At 45.4% G+C, this 16,106-nt stretch carries 12 protein-coding genes and 1 tRNA gene; 7 read left to right on the forward strand and 6 right to left on the reverse strand.

Annotated elements, in window-relative coordinates; all coding sequences use genetic code 11:
- The first annotated feature begins 44 nt into the window (after positions 1-44).
- The 4 genes from DQX04_RS11255 to DQX04_RS11270 all read left to right on the forward strand — a co-directional run bounded on the left by DQX04_RS11255 (position 45) and on the right by DQX04_RS11270 (position 4,135).
- Complete coding sequence (locus DQX04_RS11255; RefSeq protein WP_207801115.1) at positions 45-1,058, forward strand: ATP-dependent 6-phosphofructokinase; 1,014 nt, start codon at positions 45-47, stop codon at positions 1,056-1,058.
- A gap of 73 nt (positions 1,059-1,131) precedes the next feature.
- Positions 1,132-2,049: an agmatinase gene (gene speB, locus DQX04_RS11260; protein ID WP_111916040.1), complete on the forward strand. Its 918-nt coding sequence runs from the start codon at positions 1,132-1,134 to the stop codon at positions 2,047-2,049.
- Complete coding sequence (speA, locus tag DQX04_RS11265) at positions 2,046-3,962, forward strand: biosynthetic arginine decarboxylase (protein WP_111916041.1); 1,917 nt, start codon at positions 2,046-2,048, stop codon at positions 3,960-3,962. Before speB ends, speA begins: the two co-directional genes overlap by 4 nt.
- A gap of 97 nt (positions 3,963-4,059) precedes the next feature.
- A tRNA-Phe gene (locus DQX04_RS11270) sits at positions 4,060-4,135 on the forward strand.
- Positions 4,136-4,437: 302 nt separating this feature from the next.
- Here the strand turns inward: DQX04_RS11270 and DQX04_RS11275 are convergent.
- From DQX04_RS11275 to nhaD, 4 genes are all read right to left on the reverse strand, one after another.
- On the reverse strand, positions 4,438-5,025 hold the full coding sequence (locus DQX04_RS11275; protein WP_111916042.1) for a hypothetical protein: 588 nt from the start codon (positions 5,023-5,025) through the stop codon (positions 4,438-4,440).
- 53 nt (positions 5,026-5,078) lie between these two features.
- Positions 5,079-5,660: a hypothetical protein gene (locus DQX04_RS11280; RefSeq protein ID WP_111916043.1), complete on the reverse strand. Its 582-nt coding sequence runs from the start codon at positions 5,658-5,660 to the stop codon at positions 5,079-5,081.
- Positions 5,650-6,231: a hypothetical protein gene (locus DQX04_RS11285; protein WP_111916044.1), complete on the reverse strand. Its 582-nt coding sequence runs from the start codon at positions 6,229-6,231 to the stop codon at positions 5,650-5,652. Before DQX04_RS11285 ends, DQX04_RS11280 begins: the two co-directional genes overlap by 11 nt.
- Before the next feature lie 209 nt (positions 6,232-6,440).
- Positions 6,441-7,880 carry a sodium:proton antiporter NhaD gene (gene nhaD / locus DQX04_RS11290; RefSeq protein WP_111916045.1) on the reverse strand — a complete coding sequence of 480 codons (1,440 nt, stop codon included), beginning with the start codon at positions 7,878-7,880 and terminating at the stop codon, positions 6,441-6,443.
- Between the two features lie 339 nt (positions 7,881-8,219).
- Here nhaD and aceB point away from each other — a divergent pair, with 339 nt between their 5' ends.
- Entirely contained in the window at positions 8,220-9,806 is a 1,587-nt protein-coding gene (gene aceB / locus DQX04_RS11295; protein ID WP_111916046.1) for a malate synthase A, read from the forward strand.
- Between the two features lie 54 nt (positions 9,807-9,860).
- Positions 9,861-11,183 (forward strand): isocitrate lyase, encoded by a 1,323-nt coding sequence (gene aceA, locus DQX04_RS11300; RefSeq protein ID WP_111916236.1) that lies wholly within the window; start codon positions 9,861-9,863, stop codon positions 11,181-11,183.
- 4 nt (positions 11,184-11,187) lie between these two features.
- On the opposite strand, the gene aceK is transcribed toward aceA, so the two are convergent.
- Positions 11,188-12,924, reverse strand: a complete 1,737-nt coding sequence (gene aceK / locus DQX04_RS11305) for a bifunctional isocitrate dehydrogenase kinase/phosphatase (protein ID WP_111916237.1) — start codon at positions 12,922-12,924, stop codon at positions 11,188-11,190.
- 86 nt (positions 12,925-13,010) lie between these two features.
- On the opposite strand from aceK, the gene DQX04_RS11310 reads away from it, so the two are divergent.
- Positions 13,011-13,946 carry a LysR family transcriptional regulator gene (locus DQX04_RS11310; protein WP_111916047.1) on the forward strand — a complete coding sequence of 312 codons (936 nt, stop codon included), beginning with the start codon at positions 13,011-13,013 and terminating at the stop codon, positions 13,944-13,946.
- A gap of 7 nt (positions 13,947-13,953) precedes the next feature.
- On the opposite strand, the gene DQX04_RS11315 is transcribed toward DQX04_RS11310, so the two are convergent.
- A complete protein-coding gene (locus DQX04_RS11315; RefSeq protein WP_111916048.1) occupies positions 13,954-15,993 on the reverse strand; it encodes a methyl-accepting chemotaxis protein in 2,040 nt (679 codons plus the stop codon).
- Positions 15,994-16,106: the final 113 nt, after the last annotated feature.

Raw genomic sequence — 16,106 nt, forward strand, 5'->3', positions numbered from 1 at the left:
ACTTGAATTTAGCTAGTGGTCAGCGGATGAAAAAGGACAAATCATTGAAGAAAATCGGTGTCATCACAAGTGGCGGGGATTCTCCCGGCATGAACGCGTGTATCCGCGCAATTGTGAACACAGCATGGCAAGACGGCATCGAGGTTGTGGGGTTTCGACATGGCTATCGAGGCATCGTCGAAGACTTTGTTCAGCCACTACATCCAGACGACATGCGATTAGTCAGTCAGCGCGGTGGAACATTCCTTAAAAGTGCTCGCTATCCGGAGTTCCGTGAAGACGACGTAGCTAAAGCAGCAGCGAAAAACCTCACTAAGCACAATGTTGACGGCTTAATTGTTATTGGCGGAGACGGCTCGTTCCGCGGCGCTTACCATTTAGAGAAATTTTGGGACGGCAAAATTATTGGCTTGCCAGGAACCATAGACAATGACTTAGCAGGAACCGACACCACAATCGGATTCTCTACCGCAGTAGACACTGCAATGGAAGCCATTGATAAAGTGCGGGAAACCGCTGAAGCTATGGCGCGCGTATTTATTATTGAAGTTATGGGCCGCCACGCAGGCTTTATCGGTTTGCATGCAGCTATAGCAAGTGCTGCAGAAGCTATGATTGTACCTGAAATGGAACCTCAGCCGAACCTCTCAGAACTTGCTGACAATATTATTCAAGCACGCACTGCCTTCCCAGACAGTAGTTATATTGTGGTGCTTTCAGAAAATCTGTGGCCCGGCGGCGTTCATGGGTTAGCCGAGAACTTAGGGAAGTCGACTGGTGTAACCTGCCATGCTTGCCCATTAGGACATATACAACGAGGTGGCCGACCCAATGCGCAAGACCGCATACTCGCAATGCAACTCGGGAACGCGGCGGTTAACGCCATGCTATTAGGTAGCCACAACGTAATGATCGGTCTAGAAAACGAGCACGTAGTGGAGGTGCCGTTGAATTTAACTTTCGAACGGGACAAACCTTTAGACCAGCGATTAGTTGACCTACAATTGAGTTTACAGGGTGTAAATATTGCTTCAAAAGAGGCAAACAAAACCTCATAATGTCGCCCCTTTTTTGTAGTGCGTACCATAGCCTAAATGCTATGGCTTTTAGTGAATATAGAGGTGGATAAATTTGGCTGACACATATCCAGTTCCTGTAACGCTCGACGAGCCTGTTCGCGCCTATTTTGGCGCTGACTTGGCCACCGAGTTACAGTCAAATACAACATATATTATTGGCTTTGGTTTCGACGGAACCGCATGCTTCCGTAAAGGAACCCGTTACGGGCCAAATGGTCTTCGTGCAGTTTCCGAAGATATTGAGTCGTTTTCTCCGTACCTCAACGACGACCTCGAAGACTACACGTTTTATGACCTCGGTAACCTCCAACTCGGCGACAGTACCGACGTGGAAGCTCAGTGGAAAAGTGCCACAAACGACTTTAATAAGGTCTTTGATCCCATTGATCTGCAAAGTTCGGGCATTAAAGTGGTCACTCTTGGTGGTGAACACTCTATTTCTTATGCGCCTATCGTAAAACATTTGAACCAATACCCAGACTTAGTTTTGGTTCACCTGGACGCCCATGCGGACTTGCGAGACGGTTTTACCGGTTACCACTACTCGCACGCCTCTATTATTCGTCGAGCATTAGACCACTTCGGCCCAGGTCATGAGTTAATTCAGTACGGTATACGTTCAGGTACTAAAGACGAATATCAATGGATGCGTGAAAACAAAACCATCCGCACGTCACGTCAAGAGTTCTTAGAGAGTATTGCGGCCATTCCAGATGACCGTCCTATTTATTTAACGTTAGACCTAGACTATTTCGACCCGTCGTTCTTTCCCGGCACAGGAACACCAGAGCCAGGTGGAGAAGACTTTCATTCGTTTGTTAGCCTAATTAAGCTGTTAAAACAGAAAAACTTCGTGGGCGTAGACGTGGTAGAACTTTCACCCGAAATAGACCCTACAGGTAACTCAGACGTATTCGCAGCGAAAGTTGTGAGAGAACTAATTTTGGTGCTCGAAGGAGGTCGTAAATGACCGACAACACATGGTCAATTGAAGACTCAGAAGAAATATACGGCGTAAATCGCTGGGGCGGCGGATACTTTCATATTGGTGAACAAGGCAGTATAAAAATTTCACCTGATCATAAAAACCCTAACGTGTCGATTGACATGGCAGAAGTTCTTGAAGAAATGAAAGCCGAAGGTATTCAATTCCCAGCGGTTATTCGTTTCCACGACATTCTTCGATCTCAAGTTGAAATTCTTAACACAACGTTTCGTGAAACCATTAGTGCCGCTGACTACAACGGCCAATATGTGGGGGTTTACCCAATCAAAGTAAACCAAATGCGCGAAGTTGTAGAAGAGATTCTCGACGCAGGTGAGCAATATAACTACGGCTTAGAAGCAGGCTCAAAGCCGGAGCTCATGGCCGTTATGGCGTATAACGACAACCCGAATGCGCTAACTATTCTTAACGGATACAAAGACGAAGACTATCTCACTATGGCGCTACTTGGCCGCCAACTAGGTCGCAAAATGATTGTGGTTGTTGAGAAGTTTTCAGACTTACAGATGTTGGTTCGCCTAGCTAAAAAATACAAAGTACAGCCTCTTATTGGTTTGCGCTCAAAAATGATGGTGCGTAGTACAGGTAAGTGGTCTACGTCATCAGGCGACCGCGCTAAATTCGGGTTAAGCATTGCAGAAATCGTCAATGCAGTTGAGTACCTGAAAGAGCACGACATGTCCGAATGTGTGAAGCTTCTGCACTTCCACATTGGTAGCCAGTTGTCTGACATTCGTAAAATAAAAGAAGCCGTAACCGAGGGCGCGCGCCTTTATGCCAAGCTTATACAAATGGGTGTACCACTAGAGTATTTAGACATTGGTGGTGGCTTAGGTATCGATTACGACGGCTCTAGCACCACAACCGACTCGTCGCGTAACTATTCGACAGACGAATATGTTGCCGACGTAGTTTATGGGGTGAAGCAAATTTGCGACTTGGAAAAAGTACCTCATCCGAATTTAGTTAGCGAGAGTGGCCGCGCCATTACCGCACACCACAGCTTGGTGGTTACCGACGTAGTGGGTGAAATCTCATTAACAGGCACAAAGTTCGACATTAGCGCCACCGAAGGCGAGCATGTGCTTGTCACCAATATGCGCGAATTAGTGAATGCCAACGAAGTTCACCCGCAGGAACGCTACAACGACGCAGCGGCCTACAAGCAGAGTGCTTATGAAGCATTCAAGCTAGGTATTCTAGGCGTTGTTGAAATGGCAAAGCTAGACACCATGTACTGGCAAATTTTGAGTGACATACAGTCGCACCTCGACGACGAAACTCGTCAAATTCAAGAGCTAGACAGTTTAGAAGACAGTTTAGCAAGCCAATATTTAGCGAACTTCTCTATTTTCCAATCTGCTGCAGACACCTGGGCTATTGGCCAGCTACTGCCTATTATTCCGTTAACACGACTAAACGAAAAACCAGAAGTACGCGCCTCGATTGTAGATATTACCTGCGACAGTGACGGTAAAATTAGCAAGTACATGGACAGCAACCAGATCAGAGAAAACATTCCGATGCATAAGCTGCGTAAGGGAGAGTCTTACCCTATCGGAATGTTCCTTACCGGCGCGTACCAAGATGTGATGGGTGACATGCACAATCTGTTTGGTCGACTCACTGAAGTGCATATCTTTAGTCACGACGACGAAGCAGGCGATTTCTACATTGAAGAAGTAGTTCCGGGTCATTCGGCTGAAAAAGTGCTAGAAACCATGCAATACAACACTGATTACATGGCTAAAGTTGTTAAAAAGGCGATTGATCGTGAAATCAGAAAGGGACAGCTACCACCAAGAGAAGGTGTACGCTGGACCGATTTCTACGAGCGTTGCTTAGCCGGAACAACTTATTTACGCCACGAAAAATAGAGAAAACATGCAAAAACGAGCAATTCCTAACCAATCAGTGGCAAAAGGCTAAAAACCGTTTGACTTTCGCCCTCTGAAAACGTTTAATTGCACGCACGCCCGGATAGCTCAGTCGGTAGAGCAGAGGATTGAAAATCCTCGTGTCGGTGGTTCGATTCCGCCTCCGGGCACCATATAAAACAAAAAGGCCGCTCTTAGAGCGGCTTTTTTGTTTTATGGGTCTGGAGTTCTGATGAGAACCACCGATATGGTTCGACAAAAGTGCCGGGGTTCAAACCGCTCGGAACGAGCACTGCTCGTTCAGGTTTGAACGTGAGGCATGGATGCCGAACCGGACCAAGCCCACATGGACGTTCCCAAGCACCATACAAAAAAGCCGCTCAAAGAGCGGCTTCTTTTATGAATCTAACGTCCAAATGCAGTCCACTTACACGATTGTTCAAGCAAGCTACGGACTACTCCAATAAGTTCCAATCTACTCTGCGTCAAGACTCTCAAAACGGTCATAAGTTTGCGAGTTATCTTCAATATAATCGATTAGCTTATTATACAGAGGGTAGACATTTTGCTGGTCATTAAAGGAAACATTCACGGTAGTTTTCGCTAAAAACAAATATTGAGCTGTAGCAGGGTCGTATAGAGACAATTCCGTATCGACTCTATGTGACTGGTCAAATCGAATTACTTTAAATTCTAATACCAAGAACTCTCGATAATGATTTGATGCATTAGTGAGCCCTATAGCTTGATTTAACGAAGGAACCTTATCTGTTAGCTCATTATCAATAATTTCATCTTCTAACTCCGACATATTCATAATTTCTTCAAAATAATTCAGATTCTCTACTTGAGAACGAACTAAGTCAGAGTTTTTAATGACAAGTAAGGATTTATACCTATCTAAATCGACTGGGGTATTCTCGACAATTTCTACACTGGCATTTCGACTAATTTTTAGATAGCCAGTTTCTACGTCCCTTTCTCCCAACACATAATAAGTTTCGCAGCCAGTCATAGAAACAATTGCGAAAAAAGCAATAAAGCCGAATAATGTTTTCATCATAAAATAGTTCCTTGAATTTATTATTATTTCCGTTTAACTGAACACCACACTACCTAGTAAGCGTAAAGTGCTTGAAAGCGGTTGTAATCTTTCGAGTTGTCTTCGATATAATCTATAAGCGCATTATACAGCGGATAAATATGAGCTTGGTCAACTAGTCCGTAGACTATATCTGTCTTAGCAGCAAACAAATACTCAGTTGTCATCGGGTCAAATAAAGATATTTGCATTGAGTTGTGTTCTGCACCTTCATAGCGTTTGAGGACAAGATCCAAAACGAGAAACTCCCGATAATAATTTGCTGCAGCAGCTAATCCATTGGCTCGTCGCACAGATGGAACTTGCTCAGCAAGCCCATTTCTAATAATTTCTTGTTCTAATTCTCCGATCGTCATTACTTCATCAAAATAATTTATATTTAATGTTTGGCTACGTAACAGTTCCAAGTTTTTAACTACTACTAATGACCGAAGTTGATCAAGATCCGCTGGAGCACTAATTAATATGGTTGCCTCGCCACGAGACTCGAAATATCCAGTTTGAGTATTTCGTTCGCCAACTTTAAAGGTGGTGATGGCGCAACCGGTAAAGAGTGCTAAAGACAGCACCCCCATCCCAACGAACTTAATCAACATCTACGCCTTCCTCAACCTGTAATGAGTCCATTCTGCTATAACTCGCAGAGTAACTCTCAGCGTAATCTATGAAAGCATTGAAAACTGGGGCCCACTGATAATCAATATCCCCACGAACGTCTGGCGAGCGCTTCAACGATCGGAAAAGAATTTCTTCCTGCTTAACATCCATCAGAGTTAAACCCACATGCAAATAGCCATCCAGCAAGCCACCCTCTCTGGACATAATCAAAAACGGACCGTAGTGATTGTAAAGGTTAATAAGTCCGATCATTTCGTGAGGGCTTGGGATTTTGTTACTTAATCCTTGATCCATCACAAACAGTTCTAGTTCTTCATACGTTATGACATTCTCAAAGTAATTCACGTTAAGGAGCATTTCTTTGATAAACATGTCCGGAACCAATACAAGCTTCTTGTATCTATCTAGCTCAACATCTTCTTGCTTTGCGATATTGTGGTCTCGGATTGTAGGGAAATACCCTGTAGAGGAATCTCTTTCGATAGGAATAGTACTTCGGCAACCGCTAATCAGAATACAAAGTAAAAGGGTAAGGTAAATTTTCTTCATTCTATACTCCGGACTGCTCCTTTAAATTAGAGCTTTTTATTTTTAGAGCGGAGCATATTACAGGAGAAGAATTTTGTTCACAATATTTTAACGTAAGGTATATAAAAGGTCTTTAACACTAAGTCTCAATTACTTCCCTGTACTTTGTCGGCCTCAGGGCACCAGGCACAAAATGGGGCCAGGGGTAATTAACCCCTGACCCCATTTTGTTAGCCATGCAGTGCAAAAAGCCCGTGGTTTAGCCAAATATGCACAGCAATACTCGCAAAATAACCTAGCGCGATAACAGGCGCCCATTTTAGGTGGCTTGCAAAGGTGTAATAGCCTCGTGCTTGGCCCATTAAAGCAACACCAGCTGCTGAACCTATCGACAACAAACTACCACCAGTACCTGCGGTTAAGGTAATCAGCAACCATTGTCCATGCGACATTTCAGGTGCCATTGAAAGTACGGCAAACATCACTGGAATGTTATCGATAACAGCAGATATTAAACCTAAAGCTGTATTCGCAAATGTTGGACTCCACTGTGAATAAAGCACTTCCGACATCAGACTCAAATAGCCTAAAAAGCCAAGACCACCAACACACATAACAATACCGTAGAAAAACAATAAGGTGTCCCACTCTGCTCGCGCAACACGGCTAAACACGTCAAACGGCACTACACCACCTAACCGTTTCATTTTCTCCATGTCACCAGCTCGTTCAGCCATTGCACGTTTGCGCGCCAGCGAGCCTGGTAAAGTTACGCGTAAAAAATATCCGAAGAACTGTAAGTAGCCTAAGCCCATCATCATGCCCAACACTGGAGGAAGATGAAGCAAGCTATGACACAGAACTGCGGTAGTTATCGTTAACAAAAAGAGGAATGTAATGCGCAGCGCTCCACGCTTTAGCTCTACGTCTTCAGTCACTGAGCTTGGTTTCTTGTTTTCAACAAAGAAGCTCATCACTACGGCTGGCACTAGGAAATTAACCAAAGAAGGCAACAGCAGCGCAAAGAACTCTTGGAAGCTAACAATACCAGCTTGCCATACCATTAGTGTGGTGATGTCACCGAACGGACTGAATGCTCCACCCGCGTTGGCAGCGACAACAATACTCACACAGCACAAGCTAATAAATTTCTTATCTCCAGCCGCCACTTTCATAATCACGGCACACATCAACAAAGCGGTTGTTAGGTTGTCTGCAACAGGCGAAATTACGAAAGCTAAACCACCCGTTATCCAGAATAGCTGCTTGTAAGTGAAGCCTTTACGAATCATCCAGGCGCGCAATGCGTCGAACAACCTGCGCTCTTCCATCGCATTGATATAAGTCATTGCCACAAGCAAAAACAGCATAAGCTCAGAAAATTCGAGTAAGTTATGCCTAAACGCTTCTTCCGCCAGCTCACCATGACCTTGGCTGGTATAAGCCCAACCCACTAAGATCCAAATTACACCAGCGGCAACAAGCACCGGTTTAGATTTACGCATGTGAAGCTTCTCTTCCCCCATAACTAACGCATACGCAAGCACAAATATGGCTATACAAATGGTGCCTATGGTAGTGCCTGTCATGTCTATTGAGGAGGTAGAAGCAAAACTTGCGGGAGAAACAAACAAGAGCGTGAAAAGCCAGTATGGGCTTCGAATGTTCATGAGCGTGCCTATGTTTTAAATACAACTTACCTACGCCAACACGGGCAATGCAGGTATTAAACTAAAGGGATCAACCGGGCGGCTGACGAAAGCGGCGCGAGAATACCACAGGTTGTCGCAAAAATGTTAAAAAACCTTCCACTGTATAACAAAAAAATATCCCTGCAACACGCTACGCACACAGACACATAACAAGCGAACAATTATTCATCAAATGAATGGTAGCTATAACATTCATGGTTTATATAGCGATAATCATCACCATAGATTGGATGAATAAAAATATCCGTTTCATACTGACCTTGTCATTTACAACACGATAACAAATTAGGTCAGAATATGAGTCAATCCAATCTCACTTTCTCTCAGCCGCTGACTGAAGAGTATCAGCAAATCTTCTCTACTGAAGCGTGTGAGTTCTTATCGCAGCTTTTCGAGAAGTTCTCACCGCAAGTATCTGAGCTTTTGAAAGCTCGAGAGCAACAACAAGCTAAATTCGACGCAGGTGAACTTCCCGACTTCGATCCAGACACCGCAAACATACGCAACTCAGACTGGAAGGTTGCCGACATTCCTGTCGATTTAAGCAAACGTCATCTAGAAATTACTGGTCCAGTCGATCGCAAAATGGTCATCAATGCCCTGAATGCAGACGTCGACGTTTTTATGGCTGACTTTGAAGACGCCCAGTCGCCAACCTGGGACGGACTGATTCAAGGGCAAATTAACCTTCGTGACGCCAATGCAGGAACAATTTCCTTTACCGACGAAAAGAAAGGCAAGCGTTATCAGCTGAACCCGAACCCTGCGCTACTGATTGCAAGAGTTCGTGGCTTACACCTGCCGGAAAAACATGTTTTATATAATGGTAAGCCTGTTCCAGGCGCGTTAGTAGACTTCGGCTTGTACCTGTTCCATAACCTGAAGCAACGATTAGAAAACGGTACCGGTGTCTACTTCTACTTACCAAAGCTTCAACACCATACTGAATCTGCGTGGTGGAGTGAGGTATTCCATTTCAGTGAACAGTACTTCGGCGTGCCAACAGGAACACTAAGAGCAACCATTCTTATTGAAACATTGCCAGCTGTGTTCCAAATGCATGAAATTCTGCACAGCTTAAAAGAGCACATTGTAGGTTTAAACTGTGGCCGTTGGGACTACATCTTCAGCTACATTAAAACCCTAAAAGCACACCCCGACCGAGTATTACCTGATCGCCAAGTAGTCACCATGAACCAGCCTTTCTTGAACGCATATTCAAGATTACTGATTAAAACCTGTCACACCCGTGGTGCCCTAGCAATGGGTGGAATGGCGGCATTTATTCCAAGCAAAGATGCCGAAGAGAACGCGAAAATTCTGGACAAAGTTAAAGCAGACAAAGACTTAGAGTTTTCTAACGGGCACGACGGCACCTGGGTCGCTCATCCTGGTCTTTCAGAAACTGTACGTGGGGTTGCCTCGCAGTATCTAGGTACCGAAGCGAACCAGCTACACGTTCTGCGCGAGCAAGACCCTGAAGTGACCGCCAAAGACCTACTTGAACCTAGCGAAGGTGAGCGCACAGAAGCCGGAATGCGAACCAATATCCGCGTAGCGCTACAGTACATCGCCGCCTGGTTGTCTGGAAAAGGTTGCGTGCCGATTTACGGCTTAATGGAAGACGCCGCCACCGCCGAGATTTCTCGCACCTCTATTTGGCAATGGATTAAACACGGGAAAACGCTAGATACCGGTGAAGTCGTTACGGTTGACCTATTTCGCACCATGCTCGACGAAGAGTGCCACGTCGTTCGCGAAGAAGTAGGCGTAAACGCATGGAACTCAGGCAACTTTGTCGCAGCCCGCGAGCTACTGGACAAAATCACAACGTCAGAAAAGTTAACCGAATTCTTAACTTTGCCTGGCTACCAACAACTTTAAATAAAACTGTTCATTATAAAATTCGAGGACAACAACATGACTACTCCAACTCACATGCAAGAAGCTGTAAAAGAACTAGAGAAAAGCTGGGCTGAAGATGCTCGCTGGACGGGTGTCGAACGCACTTATTCTGCTGAAGACGTTATTCGTTTACGCGGCTCGCGCCAAGTTGAATATACCCACGCCAAGAATGGTTCTGAAAAGCTTTGGAAGCTCATTAACGGTAAAGCTCAAGAGAAGTTCGGTAAAGACTACGTGAACGCTCTTGGCGCACTTACAGGCGGTCAAGCAGTTCAACAAGTTAAAGCAGGCTTACAAGCTATTTACCTTTCTGGCTGGCAGGTAGCAGCAGACAACAACTCTGCGGCAAGCATGTACCCAGACCAATCACTTTACCCAGTAGACTCTGTACCAAAAGTTGTTGAGCGTATTAATAACTCTTTCTCACGTGCAGACCAAATTCAATGGGGTAAAGGTATTGGTCCAGACCACGAAGATTATGTAGATTACTTTGCACCTATCGTTGCAGATGCAGAAGCCGGGTTTGGCGGCGTATTGAATGCTTACGAACTCATGTTAGGCATGATTAAAGCAGGTGCTGCTGGTGTTCACTTCGAAGACCAACTCGCTTCAGTGAAAAAGTGCGGTCACATGGGCGGTAAAGTACTTGTTCCTACTCAAGAAGCTGTACAAAAGCTTATTGCAGCACGTTTGGCAGCAGACGTTGCAGGTACACGCACGCTTATCGTTGCTCGTACCGACGCTAACGCAGCCGACTTGCTGACCAACGATGTTGATCCGAACGACAAAGAATTCTTAACGGGTGAGCGCACAGCTGAAGGTTTCTATCGTGTAAATGCGGGTATCGACCAAGCTATTTCACGTGGTCTAGCGTACGCTCCATACGCAGATCTCGTCTGGTGTGAAACCGCGAAACCAGACCTTGAAGAAGCTCGTAAGTTTGCCGAAGCTATTCATGCTAAATACCCAGGTAAGCTACTTGCGTATAACTGCTCGCCTTCATTTAACTGGAAGCGTAACCTCGACGACGCAACTATCGCTAAATTCCAACGCGAGCTTGCAGCAATGGGCTACAAATTCCAATTCATCACTTTAGCGGGTGTTCACAACATGTGGTATCACATGTTCAACCTTGCATACGACTATGCACGCAACGATATGTCTGCGTACGTTAAACTACAGCAAGAAGAATTCGCTTCTGCAGACCGCGGATACACGTTCGTAGCTCACCAACAAGAAGTGGGAACAGGTTATTTCGACGACGTGACCAACGTTATTCAAGGCGGTCAGTCTTCAGTAACCGCACTGAAGGGCTCAACAGAAGAAGAGCAGTTCAACGACAAACCAGCGGCATAAGCCTCTAGTCGAACTGATTTAAAAAGCGGATGCTTTGCGGGTATGGAAATATATCTGGAAGCATCCCTTTTTTTATGGCTTCTTGCTGCGCCTGCCAATAACTCGCATCCGCAAGTTCTGGATGAAACTCTAAAAATATCTCTCTTAAACGTTTGTTAGGAAACACAAATGTTGTAATTTGCTCGGGAAAAACGTCGTCTGGAGCAACCGAAATCCAGTCTTGAGAAGCAAGTTGCTCTTGTGGGTTATCGCTTTTAGGCAACGACCGAAAATGCACATCGGTAAGATACTGCACCTCGTCATAGTCATAGAAAACCACTCGCTTACCGCGCGTCACACCAAAGTTTTTCAGTAGCATGTCACCCGGAAAAATATTGGCAGCTAGCATATCTTTGAGCGCCCGACCGTAGTCTTTCAGAATCGTTCGAGTTTCCTGCTCGTCGGCGTATTCCAGATATATATTTAAAGGCGTAAGGCGCTTTTCGATGTACACATGTTTTAGCACCAAATAGTCACCTTCAATCATCATCGAGCTTGCGATAGTAGACTTCAGTTCCTGCATAAGGTCGTCAGAAATACGGTTTAAAGGTAACGCCACGTCTGAGTATTCAATGGTATCGGCCATACGCCCTACCCGGTCGTGACGCTTAACCATACGGTATCGGCTTAACACCGTGTCACGACCAAAAGGCTTGGTAGGGCCAAACTCGTCTCGAATCACCTTAAATACATAAGGAAAAGAAGGCATAGTAAACACAGCCATAACTAGTCCTTTAATACCAGGAGCAAGCACTAGTTGGTCGTCGGAAGAGTCGAAGTGATGCAACAACTCTCGATAAAATTCCGTTTTACCCTGCTTGTGTAGTCCTATTGCAGAATAAAGCTCAGCTAATTGCTTGCGCGGCATGAGTCCTTGCAAAAAGCGAACTAACGCAGAGGGAGCACGCGTACGAACCATGAAGTAAGCTCGGGCAAAGCTGAACAAAATCAGCATTTGCTCTACGTCTGTAATCAACGCATCGATAAAAACTTTGCCGTCCTTGCGAATAAGCACAGGCACCACAAAAGGAATTTGAGCGTCTTCGGTAACAATTCGCCCTACTACGTAAGCTGCCTTATTGCGGTAGAACGGGTACTTCAATACATCTATCCGAAACTGAAATGGCGCTAGCGCTCGAACACTTGCTTGTTGCGCAAATGCACGCATTAAAAGCTCAATATCCCGGTCTAAATCTACAAAGCGAGCACCGAGGTTCATATCCGAAATAATCTGCCTTAAGGTTTCACTAATCCCTTCGGGACCAGGTCCTTCTGCTACAGGAAAATAGGTGCGGTATTCCGTTTCTAACGACAATGGAATGCGTTTAGACAAGACGCTTTCTACAAAAATAAACTCGTTATGGTAGTAACGCCGATGAAATAACTTACAGAATACAGAGTTATAAAAGGTTTCTGCCAATTCAGCCTGAGGGTGGAACACCAATAAGTCGGTATAAGACCTTTTTACTTTTCTCCAAAAGTCTTCTTCTAAACTTTGTACTGAATGGCTAGCCCGCAAACTTTCGACCGTTAATGTCACGCGCTGATCATAAAAGTCGATACGATTTCGCGCAGCTTGCAGAGCCCCAGTCCATTCTTGGCTCAAAAAGCGATCACGAGCTCTTGCTGTTTCGTGCTGGAAAGCATTCGAATGCTGATGAAAACCACGCAGAATCGACCGCGCTATTTTGTTCGGTGACATGTGTTCTGGGTTTTCTGTTGCGTGGGGGTCATGTGCCCCGATATAATTCATGTAATTTATATTTTTCTTATTAGGTAATTCACTCTATGAATCATTTTCGTCAGATAGATCTCAACCTGCTGATTTACCTCGACGCTCTATTAAGAGAGCGTAACGTGACCCGTGCGGCAGAACAACTAAATATCACTCAACCGGCAATGAGCAATGGTCTAAAACGTTTGCGTACATTGCTGAACGACCCCATTTTAGTAAGAACTAGTGAAGGCATGGTGCCTACCGAACGCGCATTGGCCATGAAACCACAGGTACGCCAAATACTTTACTCGGTTGAAGAAATTATACAGCCAAGTCGCGCGTTTGAACCCAGTGAAAGTGACCGCGTGTTCCGCATGATGATTTCAGATTATGCGGCGTCGACACTTATGTCACCTTTGCTTAAAGCACTTAGGGAACAAGCTCCGGAAGTAACTATCGACTTAATGACGCCCAGTGACGTGAGCTTCCATGACGTTGAAAACGGTAAGGTAGACATTGCGATTAACCGCTTTGAAGACTTGCCGCAGTCGTTTCATCAAAAGCAATTATGGCAAGACGACTTCGCGTGTCTTATTCACAAGTCACACCCACTATTGAACGACTACACACTAGAAAATTACTTGGAAGCTGAACATTGTTGGGTAAGTAAAACAGGCTTTGGTGTAGGTATTGGTATGACACCAGACGCCGTTCAAAAGCTGGGTTGGGTAGACAACGCATTAGCTAAAATTGGTCATACACGCCGCATTCAGGTATTTACACGTAATTACCATGTTGCGATGCATTTAGCGCGTGAAGGATTGATTGCGACACTCCCCAAGCGCGCCGCTAAGCTTTATGAAGACGCACCCGATTTAGTATTAAAAGAGCCGCCATTCGCCATACCGGCTATCGACCTGCAAATGATTTGGAGTCCGTTATTGCAGCACGACGAAGGACACCGCTGGTTCCGGCAGTTACTTTCAGAGGTTGCAGAGCGAAGTTAAACCGAAATTAAACGTCAAAACGCTCTGCAAGTTCCTCTAAGCGCTTCGCTACTTTAGACAGCTCAGCGCTAGAGCTTGTCATTTGCGCAGTACCTTCTGCAGACTCTTGGCCTCTAGCGCTTATTTCGTCGATATTACCTTTAATGCCACTGGTCACCGAAGCAAGCTCTTCAGAAGCGGTAGCAACCTGGTCATTGATTCCCGTAAGCTCGCCAACGGCTTCACGAATGGTGTCCAATGCGCCGCGCGCGTCAACCGACTTATCGAGCGTGGCTTCCACACGTTTACGGCTACTGTCCATAACAGACACGGCACTTTGAGTACCCTTCTGTAGCCCTTCGATAATTTTCTGAATATTCAATGTCGAATCTTGGGTTTTTCTTGCCAATGATCTTACTTCATCGGCTACAACGGCAAAGCCTCTACCCTGCTCACCCGCTCTTGCTGCTTCAATCGCCGCATTAAGTGCCAGCAAGTTAGTTTGGTCAGCAATACCCTCAATGACCTCTAAAATGGTCCCGATTTGTTTACTGTTCGCTTCCACTTCCTGCACCACGTCACCGGCGCGTTTAACTTCGTCGGCAACCGCACTAATCGCCTCAGAGGTTTCTTGGAAAACCCTTTCTGCACTTTGTGTTTCCGTTTCTGCATTGCGAGTAGCTTCCAGCGCACGTGACGCCGCATCTGCAATGCCCGAAACGGTATGGACAACTTCGTCAATGGCAGTAACCGCTCGTTCTACCGACAGCTCTTGCTCATGCACGTTGCGACTCGCAGATTCCGCCACTTCATTCGTTTTTTGAGCAGAAGAAGTTACTGTTCGGCTGGCAGACGAAATGTCGGCTAATAACTCACGAAGCTTTTCAGCCATGACAACCATGGCGCTGAGCACGCCCGTTTCATTGCCTTTGGCGTTTAATCGCAAATCACCTGCTGCAATTTGCTCGGCTATGTTCTGCATCTCTTTGGGTTCACCACCTAGCGGCATCACCACACTTCGGGTAACCCAAATACCCAGTGCCACAGCGATAGCAAAGCCACCTATAACGACAACGGCAATAATCACCATCGCTTGTGCAACTAACGCACTAGCATTGTCTGCCGCTTCGTTGTTCAGTGCAGTAGACGCTTGTTCGACTTGGTCTAGAACCGTATTTACAGCTTCAATTTCAGTCGACATTGCTTCAGCACGAAGTGAAGCTTCATATTCGTTTTCTAATTGGCGGGTATACGAGTCAAATAGCGCATTGTCACCCATAGCTTGCTCTTGCCACTGTTCAAGCAAACTTCCGACTTCCTCAACAGAACGTAACATGTCGCCTTCAGCTAACTCTTGTAACGTTTCCATCGGCCAGTCGAAAATTTCAAAGACTTGGGTAATCTCTTCTTCCAAAGGCGTGAGCAAAATCACCCGCTCTTGGTTCAAGTAGTCGCGCACCAAATACTGAATTTCAAAGACTAAGGCTTGCAAATTCACCGCTGCAGAAGTCATTTCGGTGTCTTGAATTACCGACTCTGCTTGATAAGAAATATTGCCAAGCTCGCCGATAAGAAACGCCGCGATTCGGTCAAACTCAGTTCTGTTTCGTCTCACTTCAGCTGCATTTTCAAGTGCACTACGATGATATTGGAAAAGCGCCTCGGCCTCGGTTTCAAACGACTGACGCGCTGCCACCGCAGACTCTAGCGTTTGTTTCAATTCTGTATCGTCTATAAGGCTGTTAAGGCTACGATAACTTTCACCGAATAAGGTGCTCGCCGCTTGAAAGTTTTCTTCGTAGGTAGAAATGTCGCCAATGACGTCGGAAGCGAGAGCTTGGCCAACAATGGCATTCGCTTCAAACATCGCGTTCTTTAATTCGCCTGAAATCGTAACAGTCGGCGTGGTCGTTTCGGTAACGTACCCAATCGTTCGGTCAAAGCTTTTGATAAACAACAAGCCGACACCGCCTGTTATGGCAACCACAACAGAAACGATCACGAATCCGGAAATAATACGAACGGAGAGCTTATTAAACTTTTCTTGTATGGACGCCCAGATTGACATGCCACCTCCTCGACAACAGCTATTCGATTTATCGGCATTGGCATAATTTTCTGAATAGCAGTTCAAAGAGATTACAAAAGTGCTTTTAAAATAGCAAAAGATACACACAAAAA

Origin of the sequence: Aliidiomarina sp. B3213 (assembly GCF_003290085.1) — a bacterium.
Classification (GTDB): domain Bacteria; phylum Pseudomonadota; class Gammaproteobacteria; order Enterobacterales; family Alteromonadaceae; genus Aliidiomarina.

Coding starts and splice junctions, on each gene's coding strand:
- speA (WP_111916041.1), top strand. CDS start 2,046: ATGACCGACAACACATGGTCAATTGAAGACTCAGAAGAAATATACGGC.
- DQX04_RS11275 (WP_111916042.1), bottom strand. CDS start 5,025: ATGATGAAAACATTATTCGGCTTTATTGCTTTTTTCGCAATTGTTTCT.
- DQX04_RS11280 (WP_111916043.1), bottom strand. CDS start 5,660: ATGTTGATTAAGTTCGTTGGGATGGGGGTGCTGTCTTTAGCACTCTTT.
- DQX04_RS11285 (WP_111916044.1), bottom strand. CDS start 6,231: ATGAAGAAAATTTACCTTACCCTTTTACTTTGTATTCTGATTAGCGGT.
- nhaD (WP_111916045.1), bottom strand. CDS start 7,880: ATGAACATTCGAAGCCCATACTGGCTTTTCACGCTCTTGTTTGTTTCT.
- aceB (WP_111916046.1), top strand. CDS start 8,220: ATGAGTCAATCCAATCTCACTTTCTCTCAGCCGCTGACTGAAGAGTAT.
- aceA (WP_111916236.1), top strand. CDS start 9,861: ATGCAAGAAGCTGTAAAAGAACTAGAGAAAAGCTGGGCTGAAGATGCT.
- aceK (WP_111916237.1), bottom strand. CDS start 12,924: ATGTCACCGAACAAAATAGCGCGGTCGATTCTGCGTGGTTTTCATCAG.
- DQX04_RS11310 (WP_111916047.1), top strand. CDS start 13,011: ATGAATCATTTTCGTCAGATAGATCTCAACCTGCTGATTTACCTCGAC.
- DQX04_RS11315 (WP_111916048.1), bottom strand. CDS start 15,993: ATGTCAATCTGGGCGTCCATACAAGAAAAGTTTAATAAGCTCTCCGTT.